The organism is Luteimonas sp. MC1828, from assembly GCF_016461615.1.
In the GTDB taxonomy this organism is placed as follows: domain Bacteria; phylum Pseudomonadota; class Gammaproteobacteria; order Xanthomonadales; family Xanthomonadaceae; genus Luteimonas.
Window position 1 is genome coordinate 818,643 of sequence record NZ_JAEMNY010000001.1, and the last position, 13,535, is coordinate 832,177.

Here is a 13,535-nt window from a genome sequence, read left to right on the forward strand (position 1 = left end):
CGGCGCTGCCAGTCTGCAAATGAAAACGCCACCGGGCGGCTGCCCGGTGGCGTCTTGGCGTTGCCCTGGCCTGGAATCAGGCGCGCGTATCGCGCCTGCCCGCACCCGGGCCGCGGCCGCGGCTGCCGGGGACCTGCGGTCCGGCATGCGACTGCGCACTGCGCGGCTGCGCCTTGCCATGGCCACGATGCGCCGATGGCCGCGCCGGACGCTGGTCGCCCGCGGGGCGCCCGCCACGGCCACCGTTCGGCGGCCTCGGCGCGTCGAGGCGGATCGGACGGCTCGGCTCGAAGCCGGGCACCACCACCATCTCGATCTCGGCCTTGAGCATCTTCTGGATGTCGCGCAGCAGCGCGCCCTCTTCCGGGGACACCAGCGACAGCGCCTCGCCGGTCGCGCCGGCGCGGCCGGTGCGGCCGATGCGGTGCACGTAGTCCTCGGCCACCATCGGCAGGTCGTGGTTGATCACCAGCGGCAGGTTCGGGATGTCCAGGCCGCGCGCGGCGACGTCGGTGGCCACGAGGATGCGGGCACGCCCGGACTTGAACGCGTCGAGCGCCTTCTGCCGCTGCGCCTGGCTCTTGTTGCCATGGATCGCCACCGACGGCAGGCCGGACTTCTCCAGCTGTTCGGCCAGGCGATTGCAGCCGTGCTTGGTCTTGCCGAAGATCAGCACCTGCTCGGTGTGGCGCTTGGACAGGATGTCGACCAGCAGGTCGCGCTTGGCGGCCGAGTCGACCGGGTGGGCACGGTGCACGATGGTGTCGGCGATGGTGTTCTGCGCAGCCACCTCGACCTGGCGCGGATCACGCATGAATTCCAGCGCCAGCGCCTTGATGCGCGCCTCGAACGTGGCCGAGAACAGCAGCGTCTGGCGCTCCTTGGGCACGCGCGCGAGCACGCGCTTGATCGACGGCAGGAAGCCCATGTCGAGCATGCGGTCGGCTTCGTCGAGGATCAGCATCTCGACCGCGTCGAGCTTGGCGTGGCCGGACTGCATGTGGTCGAGCAGGCGACCCGGGCAGGCGACGAGGATGTCCACGCCGCGGCGCAGGTTGTCGATCTGCGGCTGCATGCCGGCGCCACCGAAGATCGTGGTGACGTTGAGCTTCATGTGGTGGCCGTATTCCTTGATGCTCTCGGCAACCTGCACCGCGAGCTCGCGGGTCGGCACCAGCACCAGCGCGCGCGGCTTGCGCGGGCCACGGGCGGGGGTTTCCTTGCCCAGGCGCTGCAGCAGCGGCAGGCCGAAGGCGGCGGTCTTGCCGGTGCCGGTCTGGGCCGCGCCGAGCACGTCATGGCCGGCGAGGATCAGCGGGATGGCCTGTTCCTGGATCGGGGTGGGCTGGGTGTAGCCGCTGGCGGCAAGCGCGCGCAGCAGGCCTTGCGAGAGCCCAAGGCTCTCGAAAGTCCGGATATCGGACGTCATGGAACAACTCCTGGTTCGACAGTTCGCCCGGCGATTTCCGTGATCCGCGCGGCGGGCAATCAATTTTTGACGGCGACCGGAGGGACCGGGCCGTGTCTGCGCTACGAAAGACGTGCGGGAGTAAAAGAGGCCGTGGTGTCGCCCTGGGGCGGCCGCGGCTTGGCAATGACCGGAGATACGGACTGCCGTGCGCCAACCCGGGCATCATACGGCATGAATGCGCTGTCCGTGGCATGCGGCGGCGCGGACAGCCTGTCCGGTTCATGGCACGACGCCGGCGCGGCGCGCGCGCATACTCGGCCGACCCGCCTCCGGACGCCACACGCGCGCTGAACCGATGCCGCTGGACGCCGCCACCGACACCTCGCAACTCGTCCCCGTGGTGGCGCTGCTCGGCGCGGCGGTGATCGCCGTGCCGCTGTTCCGCCGGCTCGGACTGGGCTCGGTGCTGGGCTACCTGGCGGCGGGCATGGTGATCGGCCCGTTCGGGTTCGGCTGGTTCGTGCGACCCGCGGCGATCCTGCACGTCGCCGAACTCGGCGTGGTGATGTTCCTGTTCGTGGTCGGCCTGGAGATGCGCCCCTCGCACCTGTGGAGCCTGCGCCGGCAGATCTTCGGGCTCGGGCCGCTGCAGATCGCGAGCTGTGCCGCCGCGCTGGCCGGCGTCGGCCTGCTGCTCGGGCTGCCCACGCCGGTGGCGTTGATCGGCGCGGCCGGCTTCGTGCTGACTTCCACCGCGATCGTGATGCAGGTGCTGGCCGAGCGCGGCGACATCGCCACCCCGCGCGGGCAGAAAATGGTGTCGATCCTGCTGTTCGAGGACCTGCTGATCGTGCCCCTGCTGGCGCTGGTGGCGTTCATGTCGCCGCTGCCCGAGGCCGGTGGCGGCGCTTCGCGGCTGGCATCGGTGGCCATGGCGGTCGCCGCGCTGGTCGCCTTGGTGGTCGCCGGGCTGTACCTGCTCAACCCGCTGTTCCGCCTGCTGGCGGCGTCGCGTGCGCGCGAACTGATGACCGCAGCCGCCCTGCTGGTGGTGCTGGGCGCAGCGCTGCTGATGGAGATGGGCGGGCTGTCGATGGCCATGGGCGCGTTCCTGGCGGGCGTACTGCTGTCGGAGTCCACCTTCCGCCACGAGCTCGAGGCCGACATCGAGCCGTTCCGCGGCCTGCTGCTCGGCCTGTTCTTCCTCGCCGTGGGCATGTCGCTCGACCTGGCGGCGGTGGCCGCGGACTGGCGCCTGGTGGCGCTCGCGGTGCCGGCGATGATGCTGGCCAAGGCGCTGTGCATCTACCTGGTGGCGCGGTTCATGCGCAGCAGCCATGCCAACGCCCTGGACCGCGCCGTGCTGATGGCGCAGGGCGGCGAGTTCGCGTTCGTGCTCTTCGCCGCCGCCGAATCCGCCGGGATCATCGGCGGCGGCGCCAACGACAGCCTGACTGCGATCGTGGTCCTGTCGATGGCCCTCACCCCGCTCGCGGTGCTGCTGGTCCGGCGCGGGACGCGGGCCGCGAACGCGTCGCTGGACGGCATCGATGCGGCCTCCGGCCAGAGCGGCAGCGTGCTGATCATCGGCTTCGGTCGCTTCGGGCAGGTGGTCAGCCAGTCGCTGCTGGCGCGCGACATCGACGTGACCATCATCGACAGCGACGTCGACATGATCCGCAACGCGGCGGGCTTCGGCTTCAAGGTCTACTACGGCGATGGCACCCGCCTCGACGTGCTGCGTGCCTCGGGCGCCGGCAGCGCGCGCGCGATCGCGGTCTGCGTCGACGACCAGGGCGCGGCCGACCGCATCGCCGCGCTGGCGCGCAACGCGTTCCCGCAGGCGCGCCTGCTGGTGCGCGCCTACGACCGCGTGCACGCCCTGCAGCTCGCCATCGCGGGCGTCGACTACTCGGTGCGCGAGACCTTCGAATCCGCGGTGCAGTTCGGCGAGGCGGCGCTGCGCCAGCTCGACGTGGATCCGGCCGAGGCGGCGCGCGTCACCGCCGAAGTCCGCCGCCTCGAGGCCGAGCGCTTCCAGCTGGAGCTCTCGGCCGGCATCGGCGCCGGCATCGGCATGATGCGCACCAACACCGGCGCCGGGCCCAAGCCCACGCCGCTCACCACACCGCGCCGCCAGGCGCAGGTGCTGAACCCGGAGGGCGAGGCGGGCCCAGGCGCGCAGGCACCCGAGGCCGAGGAGACCGATGGCGCGCCCACGCCATGACCTCCGACACCCTTTCCGCCACGCCGGCGAGGCGTAAAGTTGCGCGTCGGCCCGGATAGGGGCCGCGCCCTTTCCCATGCCCAGTCGGGCGGAGCACACCGTGAGCCACAAGTCCAAATCCACGCCCCAGATCCTGCTGCTGTCGCTGGCGGTCACCGTCGCGCTCGCCGCGTGCCAGCGCGAGGCGGCCGCCCCGGTCGCAACCACCGCAACCCCCGACGCCGCGCCGGCGCCCGCCACGCTGACGCTCGATGAATCCAAGCTTCCCGGTGTCAACAGCTTCAAGGCCTCGGACCTTGATCCGTCGGTCGAGGCCTGCGTCGACTTCGGCGGGCACGTCAACGGCACCTGGCTTGCCGCCAACCCGATCCCGGGCGACCGCACCTCGTGGGGCGCGTTCGAGATGCTCGACGAACGCTCGCAGGCCGTGCAGCGCCAGCTGGCCGAGCAGGCCGCGGCCATGCCCGGCGCCGGCGGCGTGGAGGCCATCGTCGGCAACTTCTGGTCCACCGGCATGGACGCGGAGAAAATCAACGCCCAGGGCATCGCCCCGATCCAGGGCGAGCTGGATGCGATCGCCGCGCTCGACAGCCAGGACAAGATCGTCGGATACCTGCGCACCAGCGCGGCCAAGGGCCAGAACACCCTGTTCGGCTTCGGGGCCGAGGCGGACTTCAAGAAGTCCGACATGAACATGGCCTACGCCATGCAGGGCGGCCTGGGCCTCCCCGACCGTGGCTATTACTTCGACGCCGACAAGAAGGACAAGCTCGACGCCTACCAGCAGCACATCGCCAAGGTGCTGGAGCTGTCCGGCGTTGCCGCCGCCGATGCGCAGGCCCAGGCCAAGGACGTGATCGCGTTTGAAACCCGCCTGGCCAAGCCGTCCAAGTCGAGCGAGGAGATGTCGCGCGACGTGTCGCTGTATTACAACCCGGTGAGCATCGCCGACGCCGACAAGCTGACCCCGAACTTCCCGTGGGCGCCGTTCTTCGAGTCGCAGGGCGTGGCCACGCCGGCGACGTTCTCGCTGGCGATCCCGGCGTTCCACGCCGAGATCAGCAAGATGCTGGCCGACGTACCGCCGGCGCAGTGGCAGGCCTACCTGCGCTTCCACGCGGTCGACGGCGCGTCGCCCTACCTGTCCGACGCGTTCGCGCAGGAACACTTCAACTTCTACAGCCAGGTGCTGCGCGGCCAGAAGGAAATGAAGGAGCGCGGCAAGCGCGTGCTCGACGTCATCGAGACGCAGGCCGGCGAGGCGCTGGGCCAGATGTACGTGAAGGTGGCGTTCCCGGCCGAGTCCAAGGCGCAGATGGAGACCCTGGTCAAGAACCTGAGCGACGCGCTGAAGCTGCGCATCGAGAACCTGGCCTGGATGTCGGACGAGACCAAGGCCAAGGCCATGGAGAAGTGGGCCAGCTTCACGCCCAAGATCGGCTACCCGGACAAGTGGCGTGACTGGAACGGCCTGACCACCGGCCGCGACAGCTACATCGGCAACGTGCTGGCCGCCAACGAGTTCAACTACAAGTGGAACCTGTCCAAGATCGGCAAGCCCGTGGACAAGACCGAATGGGGCATGCCGCCGCAGATGGTCAACGCCTACTACAACCCGCTGCAGAACGAGATCGTGTTCCCGGCGGCGATCCTGCAGCCGCCGTTCTTCGACCCGGCGGCGCCGGCGGAGATGAACTACGGCGGCATCGGCGCGGTGATCGGCCACGAGATGATCCACGGCTATGACGACCAGGGCAGCCGCTTCGGTCCCACCGGCAACTTCGAGAACTGGTGGAGCGAGGCGGATGCCAGCGGCTTCAAGAAGCTCACCGACCAGCTCGTGGCGCAGTTCGACGGCTACGAGGCGGTGCCGGGCAAGAAGGTCAACGGCAAGCTGACCCTCGGCGAGAACATCGCCGACCTCGGCGGCCTGGCGGTGGCCTACGACGCGATGAAGAAGGCGACCGACGGCACGACCGATGCCGGCACCGATGGCCTGACGCGCGACCAGCGCTTCTTCGCCAACTGGGCCACGGTGTGGCGTCGCAACTTCACCGACCAGGAGCTGGCGGTGCGCCTGAACACCGACCCGCATGCGCCGGCCAACTTCCGCGCCATCGGTGCGCCGTCGAACCTTGGTTCGTTCGCCGCCGCGTACTCGTGCAAGCCGGGCCAGCCGATGGTGCGCAGCGGCAAGGACCAGGTCGTCATCTGGTAAGCGCCTGACGCGAGCAATGCGTGAAGGAAGGCCCGGCAAACGCCGGGCCTTCCGCGTTTGCGGGGCTGCGAGCGGAGTTCATGGCCTGCCCTGCACGGCTTGGTAGACTGCCGCGATCCCACTGCTGGACCTTCAGATGCCGAAGCACAAGCCGCTCGTCCTTGCCCTCGCCGCCAGCCTGCTGCTTGGCCTCGCCGCCCCCGACGCCGACGCACAGCGCCGCCGCGCCGCCAAGGCGCCGGCCGGCCCGACCGCCTGCGGTGATTTCTATGCCTTCACCAACAAGGACTGGCTGGCCGCCACGCCGGTGCCGGCGACCGGCACGATCTCGGCCTTCGGCGAACTGCAGCAGCGCGTGCTCGAGCAGCAGCGCGAACTGCTGTCGACCGCGATGACCGCACCGCAGGGCAACGTGCAGAAGCTGCTCGGCGATTTCTGGGCCAGCGGGCTGGACGAAGCCGCGGTGGAAGCCGATGGCGCCAACCCGATCGCACCGCTGCTCGACCGCATCAACGGCATCAAGCGCGCCAAGGACATCCCGCCGTCGATCGCCGCGCTGCACCAGGTCGGGATCCCGGTGGCGTTCAACTTCAGCGCCGACGTCGACCTGGCCGATCTCGAGCGCCACGTCGGCTACTTCGCGCAGGGCGGCACCGGCCTGCCCGACCCGGCCTATTACACCCGCGAGGATGCCGACGCGCGCGCGCTGCTCGGCCGCTACAACAACTACGTGCAGAAGATCCTCGCCCTCACCGGCACCGCCGAGAAGGACCTGGCCGCCGAAGCGCAGCAGGTGATCGACCTGGAGACCCGCATCGCGCGCGCCTCCAGGCCCATCCCCTCGCTGCGCGATCCGCGCCGGAACTACGCGCTGGTCGCCACCGACACGCTCGGCAAGACCTACAAGCGCCTGCAGCTGGATGCCTTCCTGACCGCCCAGGGCGTCACCGACGACAGCGTGTCGATCGCCAACCCCGAGCTGTTCGCGGCGCTTGACGGCCTGGTCGGCAGCCTGAAGCCGGCGCAGTGGAAGACCTACCTGCGCTTCCAGGTCGGCGACGCCATGGCGCCGTACCTGTCGAAGGGGTTCCGCGACGCCGAATTCGACTTCCGCGGCCGCGTGCTGCGCGGCGAGACCCAGCAGCCCAGCCGCGAGCTGCTCACGCTGGCGGCGATCAACCACGCCGCCGGACAGATGGTGGCGCGCGAGTACGTCGGCCGCTACCTGCCCGAGGCCAGCCGCACGCGTGCCGAAACCATTGCCGGCGAAGTCCGCGATGCCCTCGTCCGCTCGCTCGACCGCAACGCCTGGATGGACGACGCCACCAAGGCCGAGGCCGGCAAGAAGCTCGCTGCGCTGAAGATCGAAGTCGGTGCGCCGCGTCGCGACGTCGACTACACCGTGCAGCCGATGGGCCGCGGCAGCTTCGGCGGCAACATGCTGATCGCGTCCACCTGGCACCACCGCGAGGAAATGAAACGCATCGGCCGCGGCAACGCCCAGCGCCGCTGGGGGGTGCAGCCGCACCAGCCCGCGCTGGCCTACGACGCCGCCCACAACCGGCTGGTCATTTCCGCCGCCGTGCTGCAGGCACCGGTGCTGGACATGTCCCGTGACGGCGCCGCGCATTACGGCACCTTGGGCGCCCTGGTGGCGCATGAGTTGAGCCACGCGATCGACGGCAAGGGCCGCATGCTCGACGCCTCCGGCACCGTGCGCGACTGGTGGACGCCGGGCACCAACGCCGCGTGGAGCGACCGCCTCAACCGCCTGTCGGCGCAGTACGGTACGTACGACGTCCCCAACCTCGCAGGCCGCAAGGTCAACGCCACGCTGACGCGCGACGAGAATGCCGCCGACCTGGCCGCGGTCGAGCTGGCCTGGGATGCGCTGCAGCACGCGCAGCCGGCGCTGGAAAAGGACGGCAGGCAGGCGTTCTACGCCGCATGGGCCGGGCTGTGGCGCCAGCAGCCGTCGGCCGCCTTCGCCGAACAGCAGGCGGCCAGCGAATCGCATGCGCCGGGCAAGTGGCGCGCCAACGGTCCGCTGGCCAACCAGCCGGCCTTCAGCGAGCTGTTCGCCTGCAAGGCCGGCGACGCCATGCGCCGCAAGGACGAGGAACGGGTCTCGCTCTGGCGCTGACCGCGCCAGCCACGCGACGGGTATTCAGAACCGTCGCGTGGGCGCGCGCCGCTTGAACGGCGGCTGGCCGCGCCAGTTGCGGATCAGCAGCCAGCCGAACAGCATGCCGCCGAGGTGCGCGAAATGCGCCACCCCGGACTGCGTGCCGGTGATGCCCATCAGCAGTTCGATCGCGCCGTAGACCAGCACCAGCGTGCGCGCCTTCATCGGGATCGGCGGGATCAGCAGCATCACCCGCTGGTTCGGGAACAGCATGCCGTAGGCGAGCAGCAGCCCGAACACGCCGCCCGACGCGCCCACCGTGGGGAACGCGCCACTGCCCTGCGACACCGCCCAGCTCACCACCCCGAGCTGGCACAGCCCCGCGCCCGCCACGCACACCAGGAAGTAGGTCAGGAAGCGCTTCTGGCCCCAGGTGTATTCGAGCTGCGCGCCGAACATCACCAGCGCCAGCATGTTGAACAGCAGGTGCGCCAGGTTGCCGTGCAGGAAGCCATAGGTCAGCAGCTGCCAAGGCTGGAACGTGTGCGCGCCGGCCATCAGGTCGAAGGCATTGGTGCCCAGCGGCCACAGCATCAGCGGTGCGAACGCCACGCTGCCCAGCACCGACTGCAGCAGGAACACACCGGCGTTGGCGATCAACAGCCCCTTGGTGACGGGCGGCAGGTTGTTGAGCATTCCCGATCCTTGCACGGACAGACTCCATGATAACGGTTGCGCACACGCGATCCGGTCGTGGCGCTCACGCCGGGCCCCAGATGTCGGCGTCGAGCGAGCGTGCCGCGCGCGGCATGCGCACCCTGCCCTCCACTACCGCGACGCCTTCGGCGCGCAAGCGCCTCGCCTGCTCGATCCACTGCGCGGAGTCGCGCGGGAACGCGATCCGCCCGTCGCTGCGCAGCACGCGATGCCAGGGCAGGCGCGGATCGTCGTTGCCGGCCAGCACGCGCGCCGCGAGCCGCGCACGCCCCGGCAGGCCCGCACGGCGCGCCACCTCGCCATATCCCGCCACCTCGCCCGCGGGGATCGCGCGCACGGCGGCAAGGATCAGTTCGGCGGCGGTCGGCGCGTCCATTGCGCTAGCATAGCCAGCACGTCCTTCCCCCGGTCCCCGCCATGCAGAACTTCGAACAGGTCCGCCGCCACGTTGCCGGCAACGGGTTCAAGGTGACCATGCAGGAGCCCTACGTGCTCTGCGTGGAGCTGTCGCTCGACGCCGGCCGTCGCCACCAGGCGATCTTCCTTTCCGAACTGCACGACGACGATGGCCGCTGCTACCTGCGCGCCAGCACCGCCGTCGCACCGATCACTGGCATCGATGCGCGCCGCGCGCTGTCCTTCAACTGGGGCACGCGCGTCGGCTACCTCGCGATCGGCGAACTCGACGGCGTGCCCTACCTGCAGCTGTGCGAGAACCGCCCGTACGAGAGCCTGGACGCGGCCGAGCTCGGCCGCCTGGTGCTGGAGATCGGCGGCATGGGCGACCGCCTGGAGCGCGCGCTCGGCGCCGACGGCGACCTGCTCTGACAGACCGCCGGGTGCCGGCGGTCACGCCCCTCAGGCAAACAGCTTGAACAGCAGGTAGGCGATGCCACCCGACATCGGGATGGTCAGGATCCACGCCCACAGCATCTTGTGCACCACCGACCACTTGATGGCATTGAGCCGCTTGGCGGTGCCCACGCCCATGATCGCCGACGAGATGTTGTGCGTGGTCGACACCGGGATGCCCAGCGACGACGCCGCCAGGATCACCGAGGCCGCACTGGTCTCGGCCGCGAAGCCGTGGATCGGGTGCAGCTTCACCAGCTTGTGGCCCAGCGTCTTGATGATCCGCCAGCCGCCCGCGGCGGTGCCCGCGGCCATCACCAGCGCGCAGCTGATCTTGATCCAGGTGTCGATGTCACCCTCTGCCAGCGCCGCGTCCGAGGGGTGCAGGAAGGCCAGCCAAGCGGGCAGCGAGTCCAGGGTGCCGGCCGACTGCGCACTGACCAGCGCCAGGGCGATGATGCCCATGGTCTTCTGCGCATCGTTCATGCCGTGTGCGAAGCCCATGCCGGCGGCGCTGACGATCTGCGCCTTGCCGAAGAAGCCGTTGACCCAGCGCGGCCGGGCGATGCGCGCCAGCCAGCCGCCACTGCGCGCCATCATGGATATGGTGAAGAACAGCACCCCCATCAACAGGAAGCCCGCCGCGAACCCCAGCACCGGCGAACTCACCATCGGCACGATCACCTTCCACAGCACGCCGGCGCTCTGGTAGAGCGGCTCCGCCGGCTGCGACCAGATGATGCTGTCGAAATTGTTGGAGGCCGCGGCCAGTGCTGCGCCCATCAGCCCGCCGATCAGCGCGTGCGACGACGACGACGGCAGGCCCCACCACCATGTGATCAGGTTCCAGACGATGCCGCCGAGCAACGCGCACAGGATCAGCTGCGAACCGACGTCGACCACGCCGGCGTCGATCAGCCCCGAGGAGATGGTCTTGGCGACCGCGGTGCCGGCGAGCGCGCCGATCAGGTTCATGCCCGCCGCCATGCCGACCGCCTGCATCGGCGACAGCACCTTGGTGGCGACCACGGTGGCGATCGAGTTGGCGGTGTCGTGGAAGCCGTTGATGTACTCGAACGCGAGCGCCACCACGACCACGGTCATCACGAGGGCGAGCATGGCGCGGCCTCAGCTGTTCTTCAGCACGATGCCGAACGCGACCACGCCGGCCTCGCGGCAGCGGTCGATGGCTTTCTCGAGGATCTCGAAGAACTCCTTGAGCAGGAACATCTGCCGCGCATCGAGCTTGCCGGAGTAGATGTCGCGGTACAGCTCGAGCATCAGCCGGTCGGCCTCGTTCTCCAGCGCGCGCAGCTCGTCGTTGAGCGACTTCATCGGCTCGAGCTTCAGGTGGCGCAGCTGCTGGACCATCTTCAGCACCACGACGGCGGCCTGCTCCAGCATCGCCGCGCGCGGCGCGAAATCGATGTGCTCCAGGTGCTGGGTGGCCATCGAGTAGCGGTCGGCGAACTTCTCGATCTGCTTGGGAATCTTGTACAGCGCCGAACCCAGCGCCTCGATGTCCTCGCGCTCGATCGGGGTGATGAAGCTGTCCACCAGCGCCTGGCTGATCTTTTCAGAGGCTTCGCGCTCGCGCAGGCGGGCCAGCTTGAAGGCATCCAGGGCCGGCTGCCGGTCGGCTTCCTTCAACATCTGGTGCAGGGCGCGGGCCGCGTCCAGGGCGGCTTTTGCCGCTTCCTCGAGCAGCGTGTAGAACTGGTTGCCTTGGCCGAACATGGTCTGCAGGGAAAACATGGCGCGCTGCCTCGTCGCAGTCGAATGGGATACACCCGGCGTCGCGGGCGGCGAATTATGACTGTTTAAAGACCGTTGCGCCCGGCATTTCCCGTGTCGGGCTGCTGTCGTCGCGCCTGTTATGATCGCCCCGCGCACCGCGCGCCCCCTCCCCCGGAACCCGATGGAAAGCGAATCCAGACCGCCGCAGCGCCGCCAGGCCCCCGTGCCTGCCGCGCTGCCGACACGCCACGGGGGCCCGCGCCCCGCCGCTTGCCGACGACAGGATCCGCCGCCGTGCTCCAACTCCTGATCGTCATGGCGCTGATCGCGCTGAACGGCTTCTTCGCGATGTCGGAGATGGCGCTGGTCACCGCACGCACGTCACGGCTGCGGCAGCTGTCCGAGACCAGCCGCGGCGCACGCGCCGCGCTCAAGCTGGCCGAGCACCCCGACAACCTGCTGTCCACGGTGCAGATCGGCATCACCCTGATCGGCGTGCTCACCGGCGTGTTCGGCGGGGAAGCGATCGGGCAGATGATCGCCAGCTGGCTTGCCGACGTGTTCCCGACGGCCAGCGAGTACGCGCGCCCGATCGGCATCGGGACGGCGGTCGGGCTGATCACCGCCGGCTCGGTCATCTTCGGCGAGCTGATCCCCAAGCGCCTGGCGCTGACCAATGCGGAGGGCATTTCGATCGCGGTGGCGCTGCCGTTGCAGGCGCTGGCAACCGCCGCCAAGCCGGTGGTGGCCACGCTGGGCGCGATCAACCGCCTGGTGCTGCGCGTGCTGGGCATCCGCGACGACAACCGCAACGCGATCTCGGAAGAGGAGATCCGCATGCTGGTCAGCGAAGGCCACGAGCAGGGCGTGATCGACGCCGACGAGCGCAACATGATGAACCGCGTGCTGCGGCTCGGCGACCGTTTCGCGGAGAGCCTGATGACGCCGCGCACCCGCATCGCCTGGCTCGATGCCGCCAAGAGCTTCGAGGACAACCTGGCGATCATGCGCGCCACCCCGTTCTCGCGTTACCCGGTGTATCGCCGCGACGACAGCGACGTGGTCGGCGTGCTGGAGGTCAAGTCACTGATCGACCGCATCGACACGGGCGAGTTCGACCTGTTCAAGGACATGCGCGAACCGCTGTTCGTGTCCGAGTCCACGCCGGCGCTGAAGCTGGTGGAGATCCTGCGCGAGGGCCAGCAGTCGCTGGCACTGGTGGTGGACGAGTACGGCGACGTCACCGGCATCATCAGCGTCAACGACGTGCTCGAAGCCGTCATCGGCCGCACCTCCAGCGGCGAAGGTGCCGACTCGCACCCGCTGGTGGTCGAGCGCGAGGACGGCTCGTGGCTGGTCGATGGCGCGCTCGGCGCCGACTCGCTGCGCGAACTGCTGGGCGGAGGGCCGCTGCCCAACGAGGACGAACACGACTACAACACCGCAGCCGGCATGACCATCGCTCACTTCGGGCGCATCCCCAACGCGGGCGAACATTTCGAATGGGGTGTGTGGCGCATGGAGGTGGTCGACCTCGATGGCCCGCGCGTGGACAAGCTCCTGCTGCAGCGCACCGACGCCGCCAGTCCGGTCGGCGATGGCTGACCACGACGGCACGGGGCGCAGGACGCACGCGAAGCCGCCACAGGCCAGCGTGCGCACCCTCCTTGCGACACTGGTGGCCGGGCCGGAAGACGAGGCGCTGCCGCTGCGCACGCTTCTTGATGGCCTTGGCCGCAGCATGTTCGGGATGCTGCTGTTCATCGCCACGCTGCCGGCGTTCCTGCCCATTCCCGGCCTGGCCGGCGCGCTCAGCGGGCCGCTGGTGAGCCTGGTCGGGCTGCAGCTCCTGCTTGGCCTGCGTCGCCCCTGGCTGCCCGGCTTCGTTGCCAGGCGCGGTCCCAGGCGCGGCACCCTGGCGCGCTTCGAGCACAGGATCTCGCCCTGGCTGGCGCGCCTCGAACATCTGGTCCGGCCGCGCCTGGCGGGACTGATCGACCATCGCGCGGCCACCATGTTCACCGGCGTGCTGCTGGTGCTGCTGGGCGTGCTGCTGGCGTTGCCGATTCCGTTCACCAACTACGTGTTCGGCGTGTTGCTGCTGGCGTACGCGCTGGCGCTGCTGGAACGCGATGGCGTGCTGCTGCTGGTGTCGTGGGGCGCCGGCCTGGCGGCCATCGTGATCTTCGGCGTGACCGGCGGCACGCTCGCGGCATTGGCCACGGAATGGATCGACCGGCTCTTCTGA

General features: G+C 69.6%; 11 protein-coding genes. 6 read left to right on the top strand and 5 right to left on the bottom strand.

The window, feature by feature from the left end; all coding sequences use genetic code 11:
* Positions 1-76: 76 nt before the first annotated feature.
* Entirely contained in the window at positions 77-1,429 is a 1,353-nt protein-coding gene (locus tag JHB91_RS03850; protein ID WP_199471601.1) for a DEAD/DEAH box helicase, read from the bottom strand.
* A 337-nt stretch (positions 1,430-1,766) separates the two neighbouring features.
* Here JHB91_RS03850 and JHB91_RS03855 point away from each other — a divergent pair, with 337 nt between their 5' ends.
* From JHB91_RS03855 to JHB91_RS03865, 3 genes are all read left to right on the top strand, one after another.
* Positions 1,767-3,638: a monovalent cation:proton antiporter-2 (CPA2) family protein gene (locus JHB91_RS03855; RefSeq protein WP_199471603.1), complete on the top strand. Its 1,872-nt coding sequence runs from the start codon at positions 1,767-1,769 to the stop codon at positions 3,636-3,638.
* A 133-nt stretch (positions 3,639-3,771) separates the two neighbouring features.
* Positions 3,772-5,856 (top strand): M13-type metalloendopeptidase, encoded by a 2,085-nt coding sequence (locus JHB91_RS03860; RefSeq protein WP_199472644.1) that lies wholly within the window; start codon positions 3,772-3,774, stop codon positions 5,854-5,856.
* A 136-nt stretch (positions 5,857-5,992) separates the two neighbouring features.
* The gene (locus tag JHB91_RS03865) at positions 5,993-7,999 is read left to right on the top strand and encodes a M13 family metallopeptidase (RefSeq protein ID WP_199471606.1); all 2,007 of its coding nucleotides are present in this window, start codon (positions 5,993-5,995) and stop codon (positions 7,997-7,999) included.
* 24 nt (positions 8,000-8,023) lie between these two features.
* On the opposite strand, the gene JHB91_RS03870 is transcribed toward JHB91_RS03865, so the two are convergent.
* Both JHB91_RS03870 and JHB91_RS03875 read right to left on the bottom strand, forming a co-directional pair.
* On the bottom strand, positions 8,024-8,677 hold the full coding sequence (locus JHB91_RS03870; protein ID WP_199372500.1) for a rhomboid family intramembrane serine protease: 654 nt from the start codon (positions 8,675-8,677) through the stop codon (positions 8,024-8,026).
* Between the two features lie 64 nt (positions 8,678-8,741).
* On the bottom strand, positions 8,742-9,074 hold the full coding sequence (locus JHB91_RS03875) for an MGMT family protein (RefSeq protein ID WP_199372499.1): 333 nt from the start codon (positions 9,072-9,074) through the stop codon (positions 8,742-8,744).
* Between the two features lie 41 nt (positions 9,075-9,115).
* Between JHB91_RS03875 and JHB91_RS03880 the strand changes: the two genes are divergently transcribed.
* A complete protein-coding gene (locus JHB91_RS03880; RefSeq protein WP_182821513.1) occupies positions 9,116-9,526 on the top strand; it encodes a hypothetical protein in 411 nt (136 codons plus the stop codon).
* 30 nt (positions 9,527-9,556) lie between these two features.
* Here JHB91_RS03880 and JHB91_RS03885 read toward each other — a convergent pair whose 3' ends face one another.
* Positions 9,557-10,669 carry an inorganic phosphate transporter gene (locus tag JHB91_RS03885; protein WP_199372498.1) on the bottom strand — a complete coding sequence of 371 codons (1,113 nt, stop codon included), beginning with the start codon at positions 10,667-10,669 and terminating at the stop codon, positions 9,557-9,559.
* A 9-nt stretch (positions 10,670-10,678) separates the two neighbouring features.
* Positions 10,679-11,305, bottom strand: coding sequence for a DUF47 family protein (locus JHB91_RS03890; RefSeq protein ID WP_199372497.1), 627 nt, complete (start codon positions 11,303-11,305; stop codon positions 10,679-10,681).
* A 276-nt stretch (positions 11,306-11,581) separates the two neighbouring features.
* Between JHB91_RS03890 and JHB91_RS03895 the strand changes: the two genes are divergently transcribed.
* A complete protein-coding gene (locus JHB91_RS03895; RefSeq protein ID WP_199372496.1) occupies positions 11,582-12,892 on the top strand; it encodes a hemolysin family protein in 1,311 nt (436 codons plus the stop codon).
* Positions 12,885-13,535: an exopolysaccharide biosynthesis protein gene (locus JHB91_RS03900; RefSeq protein WP_199372495.1), complete on the top strand. Its 651-nt coding sequence runs from the start codon at positions 12,885-12,887 to the stop codon at positions 13,533-13,535. Before JHB91_RS03895 ends, JHB91_RS03900 begins: the two co-directional genes overlap by 8 nt.